General features: G+C 68.8%; 10 protein-coding genes and 1 tRNA gene. 6 read left to right on the top strand and 5 right to left on the bottom strand.

Annotated features, from left to right (window positions below; translation table 11 throughout):
- Nucleotides 1-54: 54 nt before the first annotated feature.
- The 3 genes from G6R20_RS04525 to G6R20_RS04535 form a co-directional block, all read right to left on the bottom strand.
- The gene (locus G6R20_RS04525; RefSeq protein ID WP_240341259.1) at nucleotides 55-1,881 is read right to left on the bottom strand and encodes an MDR family MFS transporter; all 1,827 of its coding nucleotides are present in this window, start codon (nucleotides 1,879-1,881) and stop codon (nucleotides 55-57) included.
- On the bottom strand, nucleotides 1,878-2,348 hold the full coding sequence (locus G6R20_RS04530; RefSeq protein WP_163375661.1) for a MarR family transcriptional regulator: 471 nt from the start codon (nucleotides 2,346-2,348) through the stop codon (nucleotides 1,878-1,880). Before G6R20_RS04530 ends, G6R20_RS04525 begins: the two co-directional genes overlap by 4 nt.
- 147 nt (nucleotides 2,349-2,495) lie before the next feature.
- Nucleotides 2,496-2,572, bottom strand: a tRNA-Leu gene (locus G6R20_RS04535).
- Between the two features lie 79 nt (nucleotides 2,573-2,651).
- On the opposite strand from G6R20_RS04535, the gene polA reads away from it, so the two are divergent.
- The 4 genes from polA (at nucleotide 2,652) to G6R20_RS04555 (ending at nucleotide 8,186) form a co-directional block, all read left to right on the top strand.
- On the top strand, nucleotides 2,652-5,444 hold the full coding sequence (polA, locus tag G6R20_RS04540; RefSeq protein WP_163375662.1) for a DNA polymerase I: 2,793 nt from the start codon (nucleotides 2,652-2,654) through the stop codon (nucleotides 5,442-5,444).
- Nucleotides 5,445-5,530: 86 nt separating this feature from the next.
- Nucleotides 5,531-6,433: an ABC transporter substrate-binding protein gene (locus G6R20_RS04545; protein ID WP_119191812.1), complete on the top strand. Its 903-nt coding sequence runs from the start codon at nucleotides 5,531-5,533 to the stop codon at nucleotides 6,431-6,433.
- A gap of 11 nt (nucleotides 6,434-6,444) precedes the next feature.
- Nucleotides 6,445-7,428, top strand: coding sequence for an amino acid ABC transporter permease (locus G6R20_RS04550; protein ID WP_119191811.1), 984 nt, complete (start codon nucleotides 6,445-6,447; stop codon nucleotides 7,426-7,428).
- Nucleotides 7,425-8,186: an amino acid ABC transporter ATP-binding protein gene (locus G6R20_RS04555; protein ID WP_119191810.1), complete on the top strand. Its 762-nt coding sequence runs from the start codon at nucleotides 7,425-7,427 to the stop codon at nucleotides 8,184-8,186. The genes G6R20_RS04550 and G6R20_RS04555 overlap by 4 nt, the downstream gene beginning before the upstream one ends.
- A 29-nt stretch (nucleotides 8,187-8,215) precedes the next feature.
- Here G6R20_RS04555 and G6R20_RS04560 read toward each other — a convergent pair whose 3' ends face one another.
- Nucleotides 8,216-8,968, bottom strand: coding sequence for a class I SAM-dependent methyltransferase (locus G6R20_RS04560; protein WP_235027857.1), 753 nt, complete (start codon nucleotides 8,966-8,968; stop codon nucleotides 8,216-8,218).
- A gap of 142 nt (nucleotides 8,969-9,110) precedes the next feature.
- Between G6R20_RS04560 and rpsA the strand changes: the two genes are divergently transcribed.
- Nucleotides 9,111-10,586 (top strand): 30S ribosomal protein S1, encoded by a 1,476-nt coding sequence (gene rpsA / locus G6R20_RS04565; protein ID WP_067714021.1) that lies wholly within the window; start codon nucleotides 9,111-9,113, stop codon nucleotides 10,584-10,586.
- 358 nt (nucleotides 10,587-10,944) lie between these two features.
- On the opposite strand, the gene G6R20_RS04570 is transcribed toward rpsA, so the two are convergent.
- Nucleotides 10,945-12,498, bottom strand: coding sequence for a DUF4185 domain-containing protein (locus G6R20_RS04570; protein ID WP_143337688.1), 1,554 nt, complete (start codon nucleotides 12,496-12,498; stop codon nucleotides 10,945-10,947).
- Nucleotides 12,499-12,599: 101 nt separating this feature from the next.
- On the opposite strand from G6R20_RS04570, the gene coaE reads away from it, so the two are divergent.
- Nucleotides 12,600-13,688 carry a dephospho-CoA kinase gene (coaE, locus tag G6R20_RS04575; RefSeq protein WP_096905573.1) on the top strand — a complete coding sequence of 363 codons (1,089 nt, stop codon included), beginning with the start codon at nucleotides 12,600-12,602 and terminating at the stop codon, nucleotides 13,686-13,688.
- Nucleotides 13,689-13,706: the final 18 nt, after the last annotated feature.

A 13,706-nucleotide genomic window follows, 5' to 3' on the forward strand; every position in this document is an offset into this window, starting at 1 on the left:
GTCCGCCCGCTCGAGCTCAGCCCAGCCGACCGGGCTCAGCCCAGCCGACCGGGCTCAGTCCGTTCGCTCGGCCGACCGCGATCGATCCGCCGGGGCGGTCCTCGTCGTCGTCCCCTTTCCCGTCGGGGTCGGTGACGCGTCGGTTCCGGTGGCGGCCTCGGCGGCGTCGGCGTCGGTCCCCGTGGGCGCGGCCGCGGCGGCCGCCTCGCGGGCGGCCTCGGCCTGCGCGGAGCCGGTCCGGAGCACGATCTGCGGCATGAACGCCAGGATCACCGAGGCGGCCACGGCGAGGATGCCGGCCACCAGGTAGATCTCGGACATGCTCAGCGCGTAACCCTGCTCGAAGGGATGCGCCACCAGCTCGGGAAGCCGGTTGATCACCGAGGAATCCTTGGTGACCGTCTCCAGTGCCCCCGCGCCGGTGGTGGGGTCGGCGAGGGCCCGGACGATCCCGTACGCGTCGGGATCCCGCTGCAGTGCGGGATCGGTGAGGCCCTCCTGAACGCCGCGGGCGAGACTACCGTCGGCGGCGGCCTGCTCGAGTTGGCCGGAGATGGAGCCGCCGACGCGGCTGAACAGGATGGACAGGAACACCGCGACGCCGGCGGTACCGCCGAGTTGGCGGAAGAAGGTCGCCGAGGCGGTGGCCACTCCGATCTCGCGGGGACTCACGGCGTTCTGGACTATGAGGGTGAGCGGCTGCATGCAGTTGCCGAGCCCGATGCCCAGCACCAGCATGTAGACCATCACCAGCGTCAGCGACGTGTCGGCATCGATCGTCCACAGCAGGAACAGGCCGGCAGCGGCCACCGCCGTTCCGAATATCGGGAACTCGCGGACACGGCCGGTCCTGGAGATGAGCTGGCCCGACACGATCGAGGCACCCATCATCCCCGCGACCAGCGGGAGCATCATGAGCCCGGACTCCATGGGGTCGGCGCCGTGCACGATCTGCATGTACAGCGGCAGCGTCATCATGCCGCCGAACATGGCCATACCCACGATCACGCCGCCGACCGTGACGATCGCGAAGGTGCGGTCGCGGAACAGGCGGAGCGGGATGAGGGCCTGGTCGCCCGCGCGGGCCTCGACGAGGAGGAAGAGCCCGATGCCGGCCAGCCCGACGACGTAGCAGCCGAGGGCGGCGGTGGAACCCCACCCCCAGGTGTTGCCCTGCTCGGCCACCAGCAGGAGAGGTACCAGACCGACGACGATCGCGGCGGCCCCCGCCCAGTCCACGCGATGATCGACCCGGACGTTCTTGACGTTGAGGGTGATCATCACGAGGGTCAGCGCCACCGCGCCGATGGGGATGTTGATGAGGAAGATCCAGCGCCACCCGTCGATGCCGAAGATCGTGTCCGCCCCGGCGAAGAACCCGCCGATCACCGGCCCGAGGACCGACGACGACGCGAAGACCGCCAGCATGTAGCCCTGGTACTTGGCGCGGTCACGGGGCGGGATGATGTCGCCGATGATCGCGAGCGCCAGGGACATCAGTGCGCCGGCACCCAGTCCCTGGATGCCGCGGAAGACGGCGAGCATGTACATCGAGGTGGCGAGCGTGCACAGCAAAGAGCCGAACACGAAGATCACGATGCCGATCACGAAGAACGGCTTGCGTCCGTAGATGTCCGAGAGCTTGCCGTACAGGGGCGTCGAGATCGTGGACGTCATGAGATAGGCGGTGGTGACCCATGCCTGGGCGTCGAGGCCCTGGAGGTCGTCGGCGATGGTCCGGATCGCGGTGCTCACGATCGTCTGATCCAGGCTGGCCAGGAACATCGCGGACATGAGCCCGGCGAGGATCACGAGGATCTGACGGTGCGTGAACTCGCCGTCCTCGCCTGCGAGCGCCGTGGAGGTCTTGGCGGTGGTCATCGGCTCTCCTCGGCGGACGTGAGGGAGCAGAGTTCGGTGTGGAGGGAATCGGCGAGTCGGCGCAGGTCCGAGATGAAGGTGTCCGCCTGGTCCGGTGTCCAGTCCCGGAGGAGGCCGGCCATCCACTCCCCGCTGCTGTCGAGGACCCGGGAGATGAGCTCGGCGCCCGCGGAGGTGAGCGTGACGAGGCTGGCGCGCCCGTCATCGGGGTCGGGGACCTTGGTGATGAGGCCGCGGCTCTCGAGCTGGCTGACCTGGCGGCTCACCACCGACACGTCGGTGTGGATCCGCGCGGCCAGATCGGTGACCCGGGCGGGGCCGTCATGGATGGCGAACAGGAGCGGATGGGCGGTCGGTTCGACGGCCTCGTCGTAGCTGGGGACCGAGAGGTTCACCGCACGAAGGAGTTTGACCACCCGCGACAGGTCCACCACCACTCGCCCGCCGCGTTCCGCGTCTATCGGCATGCCCACCCCTCGCTTCGGTTGCTTGCAGCAAGCAAACATTACGCGCGGAGCGCACCATCGCGCCACCGGGTGGGCTGCGGGGTGGAGGGGAGAGGGCGGTGAAGCGTGATGAGGGGAACGCGAGCGGGTCCGACCTCGCTCGGGATGTGGTGCCCCCGGTCGGACTCGAACCGACACTGGACGGGTTTTGAATCCGTTGCCTCTGCCAATTGGGCTACGGGGGCGAACGCGGCGAACCGCTGGTCCGGAAGTCTAACCGACGACCGATGAGCTTCTGTCCGACGCCCACCCTAGAGTGGCCCTGTGAGCACCACGAGTAAGACCGCAGAAGCCAGCACCACCCCCGGCACCGGACCCGGCGCCGCTTCCGGGGCCACCGCGGGGGAGGGGCCGACCCGCCTGCTGCTCCTGGACGGGCACTCGCTCGCGTTCCGCGCGTTCTACGCGCTGCCGGCAGAGAACTTCTCCACGGCCTCCGGCCAACACACCAACGCCGTGTACGGCTTCCTGTCGATGGTGGCCAACCTGGTGACCGAGGAGGAGCCCACGCATCTGGCCGTGGCGTTCGACGTCTCGCGGGCGACGCTGCACCGCACGGCGGAGTACCCGGAGTACAAGTCGACCCGTTCGGCCGCGCCCGAGGAGTTCAAGGGGCAGGTCGAGCTCATCCAGGAGGCGCTGGCGGCACTGGGCGTGCGGACCCTGTCCCTGGAAGGGCACGAGGCCGACGACATCATCGCCACCCTCGCCACCCACGCGGGCGTCGCCGAGACGCTGATCTGCACCGGGGACCGCGACGCCCTGCAACTGGTGACGGACGAGGTCACCGTCCTCTATCCGGTCAAGGGCGTCTCCGAACTCGCCCGGTTCACGCCCGAATCGGTCGAGGCGAAATACGGGGTGACGCCCACCCAGTACCCGGACGTCGCCGCGCTGCGGGGCGACACCTCAGACAACCTCCCGGGTGTGCCCAAGGTCGGCGACAAGACCGCCGCCAAGTGGATCACCCAGTACGGCACCCTCTCCGAACTCATCGCGCACGCGGACGAGATCAAGGGCAAGGTCGGAGAGAGCTTCCGCGAGCACCTACCCCAGGTCCAGCTCAACCGCCGGATCACCGAGCTCACCCGCGACCTGGACCTCGGCGTCGGGATCGGCGACCTCGTCCGGGCGACCCCGGAGCGCGCTGACGTCAACGCACTGTTCGACCGGCTGGAGTTCGGGCCGCAGGCTCGCGATCGATTCCTCACGGCGTTCCTGCCGGAGGGTTCCCCCGCGCCGGCAGCGGAGGTGGAACTGGAGCAGGCCTCGGTCCTGCACGCCGGCGAGGTCTCCGACTGGCTCGCAGCCCATGCGCCGGCCGGGCAGCGGCACGGCCTCGTCGTCGTCGGACCCTCCCGACCCGGCGCGGGCGACGCGCAGACGATCACCATCGCCGCCGCCGGCGGCGCCTCCGGGCACCTCGATCTGGCGACACTCGGACCCGACGACGAGCAGGCCCTCCGGGACTGGCTGGCCGACGACGCGGTGCACAAGGCGGTCCACGACGCCAAGGCGGCCACCCACGCGCTGATGGGGCGCGAGTTCCGGTTGGGCGGGGTGACCATGGACGTGGCCCTGGCGGCCTACCTGGTGCGGCCCGGCCAGCGCAGTTACGGCCTGGCGGAACTGTTCCAGCGTCACCTGCGGCGCGAACTGCCCGAGGCGGAGGTGGGGGACAAGCAACTGTCCCTGCTCGACGAGGTCGATGACGCCGAGGCGGAACAGAAGAACGCCGACGCCGCCGCGACCCGCGCCCGCGCGGTGGTCGATCTCGCGGAGCGGCTGGACGTGGAACTGGAGCAGGTGCACGGGGCGCGCCTGATGGCCGAGATGGAACTGCCGCTCGTACCGGTGCTGGCGCGGATGGAGTCGATCGGCATCGCGGTGGACGGTGGCGCCCTGGACGGGCTGCGGGACGACTTCGCCGACCGCGGTCGGCAGGCTGCCGACGCGGCCTACGCCGCGATCGGCGGGGAACAGATCAACCTGGGCTCACCCAAGCAGCTCCAGGTGGTGCTGTTCGAGACCCTCGGTATGCCCAAGACCAAGAAGACCAAGACCGGGTACACGACCGACGCCAAGGCCCTCGAGGAACTGCTCGCCAAGGAGACGGGGGACACCCCGGGTCGGGCGTTCCTCGAGGCACTGCTGCTGCACCGCGAGACCACCAAGATGCGGACGACGGTCGAGGGGCTCATCAAGACCATCGGTGACGACGGGCGTATCCACACCACGTTCAACCAGACCGTGGCCGCGACCGGCCGGCTTTCCTCGACGGACCCCAATCTGCAGAACATCCCCGTGCGCACCGAGGACGGTCGACGAATCCGCGAATCGTTCGTCGTGGGTGAGGGCTACGACTGTCTTCTCACCGCCGACTACAGCCAGATCGAGATGCGGGTGATGGCACACCTGTCCGGCGACGCCGGGCTCATCGAGGCGTTCCGGACAGGGGAGGACCTGCACTCGTTCGTCGGCTCGCGCGCGTTCGGCGTGCCGATCGACGAGGTGACCCCGGAGCTCCGTCGCCGGGTCAAGGCCATGAGCTACGGGCTGGCCTACGGGCTCAGCGCGTTCGGCCTCGCCGCCCAGCTCGGGATCAGCCAGGGTGAGGCCAAGGATCAGATGGAGGCCTACTTTTCCCGCTTCGGCGGCGTGCGCGACTACCTGCGCGCAGTGGTCGAACAGGCCCGCCGAGACGGCTACACGGAGACACTGTTCGGGCGGCGTCGCTACCTGCCCGAGCTCAACTCGGACAACCGGCTCAAGCGGGAGAACGCCGAACGTGCCGCGCTCAACGCACCCATCCAGGGCACGGCCGCCGACATCATCAAGGCGGCCATGCTCAAGGTCGACGCGGACCTCACCGAACGGCGGCTGAAGAGCCGCCTTCTGCTCCAGGTCCACGACGAACTCGTGCTCGAGGTGGCGGAGGGCGAACTCGACGAGGTCCGGGACCTGGTCGTGGACCGCATGTACTCGGCCATCGAGCTCGACGTCCCGTTGGATGTCTCGACCGGAACCGGTCCGGACTGGGACTCGGCGGCGCACTGAGCGTCCCGTTGACCTCCCGGGCGGCAGCCGACCTGTACCCTAAGTTCATTTCAGATTCGGCTCCACGACGCCTGAAAGGGCACCCCATGACGCTCACCTCCCGGCGCGGACTGCGCGCCGCCATGGTCCTGACCGCCACCGCGGCCCTCGCGCTGACCGGTTGCACCACCAACACCGAGGGACCGCAGGACTCCGGGGAGCCTCGTGACGAGGTGTCTCTCGAGACCGACGAGGAGATCGCCGCGCTCGTCCCGGCCGAGATCCGGGACAAGGGCGCCATCGTGATCGGCACCAATCCGCCGTACGCGCCCAACGAGTTCAAGAACGAGAGCGGCGAGATCGTCGGCTTCGACATTGACGTATTGACCGCCGCCGCCCAGCTGATGGGGCTTCGCGCGGAGTTCCGCGAGTCCGACTTCGAGAAGATCATCCCGGCGATCGAGGGCGGCACCATGGACATGGGAGCCTCGTCGTTCACCGTCAACGACGAGCGGCTCCAGACCGTCGACTTCGTCACCTACTTCGAGGCCGGCATCCAGTGGGCAGCCGCCGCCGGCAACGACGTCGACCCCGATGACGCCTGCGGCCTGAACGTCGCCGTCCAGCGGACCACGGTCTCCGACCAGGAGGACGTGCCCGCCCGCAGCGAGGCCTGCGTCGCGGCCGGGAAGCCCGCGATCGAGAAGATCCAATTCGATTCCCAGGACGAGGCCTCGACCGCCGTGGCGCTCGGCAAGGTCGACGCGATGTCCGCCGACTCGCCCATCTCCGCCTACGCGGTCAAGCAGTCCGAGGGCAAGATGCAGCTCGTCGGCGATGTGTTCGACTCCGCCCCCTACGGCTGGCCCGTCCGCAAGGACTCGGAACTCGCCGCCGCCCTCGAGGCTGCCGCCGACAAGCTCATCGAGACCGGCGACTTCGAGACGATCGCCCAGAACTGGGGCCTCGAGGCCGGTCTCATCGATGACGCCGAGATCCGGAAGGGCTGAGTGACCGGTAGGTGAGTACCGCGCAGAAGGGGGCGGACGCCCCCGCGGCGGAGGCCCCGGAACCGATCCGGGCGGTGCCTCTCCGGCACCCGTGGCGCTGGGTGTCGGCGACCGTCGTACTGGTCCTGGTGTTCCTGTTCATCTGGGGCGCGGCGACCAACCCGGCCTACGGGTGGGACACCTACGCCCGCTACCTGTTCGACACCAGGTTCGGCATGGCCGTGTTCTACACGATCGCGCTGACGCTGCTGTCGATGATCCTCGCCGTGGTTCTCGGCGTTATCCTCTCGGTGATGCGGATGAGCAGCAACCCCGTGCTCAAAGCAGTCGCCTGGGTGTACTTGTGGATCTTCCGCGGGACGCCGATCTACGTGCAGCTGCTGTTCTGGGGCCTGATCTTCACCCTGTACCGCCAGATACAGTTCGGGATCCCGTTCACCGACCTGCAGTTCGTCCGGTTCGACGACACGATGGTCCTGTACTCGGCGTTCTGGCTGGCCGTGGTGGGCCTGGCCATGAACGAGGCCGCGTACATGGCGGAGATCGTCCGCGCGGGCATCTCGTCGGTTCCCGAGGGGCAGGCCGAGGCCTCGACCGCGCTGGGGATGACGTGGGGCCAGACGATGCGTCGGACCATCCTGCCGCAGGCGATGCGGGTCATCATCCCGCCGACGGGCAACGAGTTCATCTCGATGCTCAAGACCACCTCACTCGTCGTGGCGATCCCGTTCTCCGGTGAGCTCTACGGGCAGGCGCGCGACATCTCCGGCGTCAACTTCCAGCCCATCCCGCTGCTGCTGGTGGCCGCCACGTGGTACCTGGTCATCACCAGCGTGCTCATGGTGGGTCAGCACTACCTCGAGAAGCGCTTCTCCCGCGGCGCCACCCGGAGGCTCACCGGCCGGCAACTGCGCGCACTCGCCGATGCGGACGGGCTCACGCCGTCCGCCCTCGCCGCTGTCAAGGGCACCGATCAGTCGGGAGGGCTGGCATGACGTCGATGGTCAGGGCCGAGCAGGTCTGTAAAAACTTCGGGTCGCTGCGCGTCCTCAAGGGCATCGACCTCGAGGTCGCCGCCGGTGAGGTGCTGTGCCTGGTGGGGCCCTCCGGATCGGGCAAGTCCACCTTCCTCCGGTGCATCAACCACCTGGAGCGGGTCGACGCCGGCAGGCTCTACGTCGACGGCGAGCTGGTGGGCTACCGGGAGAAGGGTGACAAGCTCTACGAGATCTCCCCGAAGCAGGCCGCCCGCCAGCGACGGGACATCGGCATGGTGTTCCAGCACTTCAATCTGTTCCTCCACCGCACCGCCCTCGAGAACGTCATCGAGGCGCCGATGTTGGTCAAGGGCCAGTCGCGTGGGGAGGCCACCGAGCGGGCCCGCGGCCTGCTCGCGAAGGTGGGTCTCGCCGCCAAGGCCGATGCCTACCCGGCCCAGCTGTCCGGCGGGCAGCAGCAGCGCGTGGCGATCGCCCGGGCCCTGGCCATGGACCCCAAACTGATGCTGTTCGACGAGCCGACCTCGGCCCTCGACCCCGAGCTGGTCGGGGAGGTCCTCGGCGTGATGCGCGATCTCGCGGACGCGGGGATGACCATGGTCGTGGTCACCCACGAGATGGGGTTCGCCCGGGAGGTCGCCGACACGGTGGCGTTCATGGACGACGGTGTCGTGGTGGAGTCCGGCACACCCGCGGACGTTCTCACCTCGCCGTCCCACCAACGGACCAAGGACTTCCTGTCCAAGATCCTGTGACGCCGGGGCGGGTCCGGCGAGAGGGTGGGTCAGGAGAGCGTGGCCACGAAGATCGCCGTGCCGGGGAAGATCCCGCCACGCAGCGGGCTCCATTGCCCCCACTCCCGGTCCAGCCACTCCGGCCACTCCGGCTCGATGAGGTCCTGCACCACGAACCCGGCGGCGACCAGTTCGCGGATCCGGTCGCCCACCGTCCTGTGGTGCTCGACATAGGTCAGCTCGCCGTCGTCGTACTCGGTGTACGGCGAGCGGTCGAAGTAGGGGAACACGGCCAGTAGACCCTCCGGGCCCGGATCGTCGCGGAAGATCCACCGCATGGGGTGGTTGACCGAGAAGACGAACCGGCCGCCCGGTCGCAGGACGCGCGCCGCCTCCGCCATCACGCCCGCGGAGTCCGCCACGAACGGGATGGCTCCGAACGCCGAAAACGCGACATCGAAACTGCCGTCCGCGAACGGCAGCCGGCCGGCGTCGGCCTGGATCAGGGGTACGGTCGCCGCCGGGCCCGTCGCCCGGCTCGCAGCCTCAGCCCCCACACGGAGCATCCCGGCCGAGAGGTCGACGGCCACGGCACGGGCGCCCCGGCCGGCGATCCACCGGGAGCACGGAGCCGACCCCGACCCGATCTCGAGCACGTCGCGGCCCTCCAGGTCACCGAGCAGGTGCCAGTCACCTTCGTGCAGGCCCTCGGGGCACCAGACGAACTCGCCGTCGGCGGAGTGGGCGCCGAGGAACTCGCCGTGGTGATGGTGGTAATCCGTCGCCTCCGAGTCCCACCACATCCGTGAGGCTCGGACCGACTCTCCATGTCCTGGGGGGTTTGTGGACGTCACGTGTGAAGCGTACAGTTGACGGTCGCGTGCGTACGCGCTCGCTTTCTTCCCGTCCGCTACGATTCCTATCCACTCCGGAGCACCCCACCATATGACCACCAACACCACGTCCCCGCAGGTAGCCGTCAACGACATCGGCTCCGCTGAGGACTTCCTCGCCGCCATCGACGCCACGATCAAGTACTTCAACGATGGTGACATCGTCGAGGGCACGATCGTCAAGGTCGATCGTGACGAGGTCCTGCTCGACATCGGCTACAAGACCGAGGGCGTTATCCCCTCGCGCGAGCTCTCCATCAAGCACGATGTCGACCCGGGTGAGGTCGTCGAGGTGGGCGATGAGGTCGAGGCCCTGGTCCTGACCAAGGAGGACAAGGACGGCCGTCTGATCCTGTCCAAGAAGCGCGCACAGTACGAGCGCGCCTGGGGCACGATCGAGGAGCTCAAGGAGAAGGACGAGGCCGTCAAGGGCACCGTCATCGAGGTCGTCAAGGGTGGCCTCATCCTCGACATCGGTCTCCGTGGCTTCCTCCCCGCCTCGCTGGTGGAGATGCGCCGCGTCCGTGACCTCCTGCCCTATGTGGGTCAGGAGCTCGAGGCCAAGATCATCGAGCTGGACAAGAACCGCAACAACGTGGTGCTCTCGCGCCGTGCATGGCTCGAGCAGACCCAGTCGGCCGTGCGCTCCGAGTTCCTGCACCAGCTGCAGAAGGGCCAGGTCCGCAAGGGCGTCGTGTCCTCGATCGTCAACTTCGGTGCCTTCGTGGACCTCGGCGGGGTCGACGGTCTCGTCCACGTCTCCGAGCTGTCCTGGAAGCACATCGATCACCCGTCCGAGGTCGTCGAGGTGGGCCAGGAGGTCACCGTCGAGGTCCTCGACGTCGACCTGGACCGCGAGCGCGTCTCGCTGTCGCTCAAGGCCACGCAGGAGGATCCGTGGCGGCACTTCGCCCGGACCCACGCGATCGGTCAGATCGTCCCGGGCAAGGTCACCAAGCTCGTGCCGTTCGGCGCCTTCGTGCGTGTCGACGAGGGCATCGAGGGCCTGGTCCACATCTCGGAGCTGGCCGAGCGCCACGTCGAGGTCCCGGACCAGGTCGTCACGGTCAACGACGACGCCATGGTCAAGGTCATCGACATCGACCTCGACCGTCGTCGTATCTCGCTCTCGCTCAAGCAGGCGGACGAGGACTATGCTGAGGAGTTCGACCCGTCGAAGTACGGCATGGCCGACAGCTACGACGAGGCCGGCAACTACATCTTCCCCGAGGGCTTCGATCCCGAGACCAACGAGTGGCTCGAGGGCTTCGAGAAGCAGCGCGAGGAGTGGGAGAACCGCTACGCGGAGGCCGAGCGTCGCCACAAGATGCACACGGCCCAGATCGAGAAGGGTCGGGCCGCTGCTGCGGAGGCCGCCGAGGCCGCCCCGACCAACTACTCGTCGGAGTCCACCCCGTCGTCGCGTCCGGCTGCGGCGGAGGCCGCTCCGGCCGAGTCCACCGGCGGTTCGCTGGCCTCGGACGAGCAGCTGGCCGCCCTGCGCGCGAAGCTCGCCGGAGGCGAGTGATCGCACAGTAGGCATCTGAGAGCGGCCCCGCACCGGTATCCGGTGCGGGGCCGCTCCGTCTATCCCCGGTGCGCTCCGGTGGCGGTGGCCGGTCTGTGACGTGCGCAGTGCGGAAGTGCCGCCTTGCGCGCCGGACGGGTGAGCACCCTTGGCGATGCGAGCTCCCGGGTTTGGCTGGTGGCGCGTCATGCCGGGGGCGAGGAGGCCGCCCGCACCGACCGTCCCGCTCCCGGGGTCATCGCGGTGGATGTCGGAGCGGGTGAGATCGGGGCGGTGACCACCCTGCCTCGCATCCCCGAGGACTCACGGGCGTCGGCGGGGGTGTGCCCGACACGCGGGAGTGGCGCGCAGCGATCGATCAACGACCGGGCGGTTCGACGATCGGCTCGGCGACGGCGGGCTCGACCTCCGCGATCTCCTCGAGGCGCTCCTCGTCGATCACACCGCGGTCGTCGATGGCTCCGGACTCCGCCGCAGTACTGACCGTGACACGGGACTCCACGGTGGTCCGGGGGTCCGCGTCCGGAGCGGCGAAGTCGAACTCGTCGAGGTCGGTGCGAAGTAGGAAGACGTTGTACGCGTCCCAGGTGGAGAGCGTGTAGTACAGGTACCGGCTGTCGTTGTCCGTGGTGAAGGGATGGATCATCGGGGCGTAGCCGTTCGGGAACATGCTTCGATCGACGATGGTCTGGGGCTCGGACCACGGTCCCCAGGGGCTCTCCGACACCCGCATGGAGACGACGCCCGTCGGCGAGGGCGTCACGGCGATGTACTTGTCCAGGTGCTCGTTGTACTGTACCGAGAGTTCCTCGACGCGTGCCGGGATGACGTCGTACCCGGTCGGCTCGTCGGTCCAGCCCGCGCCTGGACCCGCGTACCACTCGTACGCGGCGGGGTCCTCGATCTGCCCGATCGGAACCCGAGTGAGCATCGCAGGACCCTGACGACCGGACGGGGTCACGTACTCATAGAGATGACCAGCGTCGAGGAGGAACGCACTCATCTGCGCCCCGTACCAGCGGTCTCCGTCCACCGGCGGCAGGGTCTCGCTGTCCGGAGCGGGTTCGAACTGAACTGTCGGGTTCCATCCGGTGAAATCCGTGACGCGCCGCATCGTCTCGGTGAGCACCGTCCACGATTCGCCGTCGTCCGTGGACTTCACCAGTGCGGAGTAGTTGGTGTTCCAGCCGCCAGGCGCGTTCCAGTCCCGCACGGACATGACCCGCATGTACATGTCATCACCGGTGCTGATCGCGGCGGTCGGGATGACGGTGACCTCGCCGGCCCCGTTGGACTGGTGCGCACCCTGGACGAGTGCCGTGGCCTTCCCTTGTGGATCGGAGGGGACCGCCCTGAGGACGTCCATCCCGTTCTCGGGGCTCCCGCCGGCGGTGGCGAGCATGACGTTGGAGCGCCACTGGTTGTCTGTGGGAGTGCAGTCTCCGAAGGTGTCGCCGAACAGGGCCATGGTCTCGCCATCGTGGGTGAAGGTGATCCCGAGGTCTGTGCCGTGGATGTCGTACAGCTCGTCGGTCTTCGCGGGGCTGGTCGGCCCGGTAACCAGCTGGCGTACGGACGTGGCGCCCTTGAGGACCGGGATGGTGCCGTCGGCCCCGGTGACCCATCGGGGGAATCGGCGAACCGAGGATGCGGTGGCGTCGAGCACCGAGTTGGTCGCGTTCGCGAGCGATCCGGTGACGGGGAAGGGGCCGAGGGAACCCGGGGGGATGTTCCCGAAGAAGCTGTTGCAAGGACCGCTCTCGCCGAGCAGTGAGCCTGTCGAGCCCGAGGACCCGGTCGATCCGGTCGACCCGGAGGAACCGGTGAAACTGGTGGAACCCGTGGAGTCTGCGGACTGGGCGGCTGCGTGGGCGGGAGCCACCGTGATCGCCAGTGCTACAACGAGAGGCAACGCAGAGAGCAGACGTGGCACAGAGTTAATCCGGTTCACACGTGAGACCTTACCTACGTCGCTCGGACCGGCACGCCTTTCGGTCACCTAGACTCCACGTCATGCTGATGGTGGGTCTGACCGGTGGGATCGGTGCCGGCAAGTCGACGGTGACGGCGGTGCTCGCGGAGGCGGGGGCGGTGATCGTGGACGCGGACCTCATCGCCCGCGAGGTCGTCGAACCGGGTTCCCCCGGGTTGGCGATGCTCGTCGCCGAATTCGGCGAGGACATCCTGGGGCCGGACGGTGCACTCGACCGCGCCGCCCTCGCCGCCCGCGCCTTCGTCGACGCGGAGCGGACCGCGGCCCTCAACGCCATCACCCATCCGCTGATCGGGGAGCGGACCGCCGAGCTGTTCGGCTCGGCGCCGGAGGACGCGATCGTCGTGCACGACATGCCGCTCCTCGTGGAGGGCGGGATGACACCCGGCTACCACCTGGTGATCGTCGTAGACACCCCGGAGGAGATCCGGTTGCAGCGGTTGGTGGAGTTCCGGGGGATGCCGGAGGACGACGCCCGCGCCCGCATGTCGAGGCAGGCCACCGATGAGGCCCGCCGGGCCGCCGCGGACGTGGTGATCGACAACTCCGGGGACCGGCAGACCGCCGTGGACCTCACCAGCGCCCTGGTCGAGGTCCGCCTCCGCCCGTTCGAGCACAACCTGCGCACCGGGACCCCCGTGGTGGGCGACCGCACCGTCGTCCCGTTCCGGCCCGAGTGGGCAGGCGAGGCGGAGCGGGCGTGCGGGCGCCTGCGTCACGTGGTGGGGAAGATCGCCACCCGGATCGACCACGTCGGTCCGACCGCGGTCGAGGGACTGGACGCGCCCGACGTCATCGATCTGCAGGTGACGGTGCGGGACGCGGCAGCGGTCGAGGTCGCCCTGCGCACGCTCACCGAGGCGGGATACGTGCGTGATCGGTCGAGCGAACGGCCGTTGCTGCACTGGTGCGACCCCGCCAGGCCGCTGGAGGTGTCGATCCTGGCAGAGGACGACCCCGAGCACGAGTTCTCGCTACTCATGGCCGAGGTGATCGGCGCGGACCCCGACGCACGGGCCGAGTACGCGGAGATCCTGCGTCGCGCGGACCGCGAGGAGACGCGTCAGTGGGAGCGCACCCTGAGCGAGGCCGTGCTGCGGGGGCGGTAGCGCCGACCGGGGGCGGGT

This window comes from Dietzia sp. Alg238-R159 (genome assembly GCF_900537145.1).
Classification (GTDB): Bacteria; Actinomycetota; Actinomycetes; order Mycobacteriales; family Mycobacteriaceae; genus Dietzia; species Dietzia kunjamensis.

Coding starts and splice junctions, on each gene's coding strand:
- G6R20_RS04545 (WP_119191812.1), top strand. CDS start 5,531: ATGACGCTCACCTCCCGGCGCGGACTGCGCGCCGCCATGGTCCTGACC.
- coaE (WP_096905573.1), top strand. CDS start 12,600: ATGCTGATGGTGGGTCTGACCGGTGGGATCGGTGCCGGCAAGTCGACG.
- G6R20_RS04560 (WP_235027857.1), bottom strand. CDS start 8,968: ATGTGGTGGGACTCGGAGGCGACGGATTACCACCATCACCACGGCGAG.
- G6R20_RS04530 (WP_163375661.1), bottom strand. CDS start 2,348: ATGCCGATAGACGCGGAACGCGGCGGGCGAGTGGTGGTGGACCTGTCG.
- G6R20_RS04525 (WP_240341259.1), bottom strand. CDS start 1,881: ATGACCACCGCCAAGACCTCCACGGCGCTCGCAGGCGAGGACGGCGAG.
- rpsA (WP_067714021.1), top strand. CDS start 9,111: ATGACCACCAACACCACGTCCCCGCAGGTAGCCGTCAACGACATCGGC.
- G6R20_RS04555 (WP_119191810.1), top strand. CDS start 7,425: ATGACGTCGATGGTCAGGGCCGAGCAGGTCTGTAAAAACTTCGGGTCG.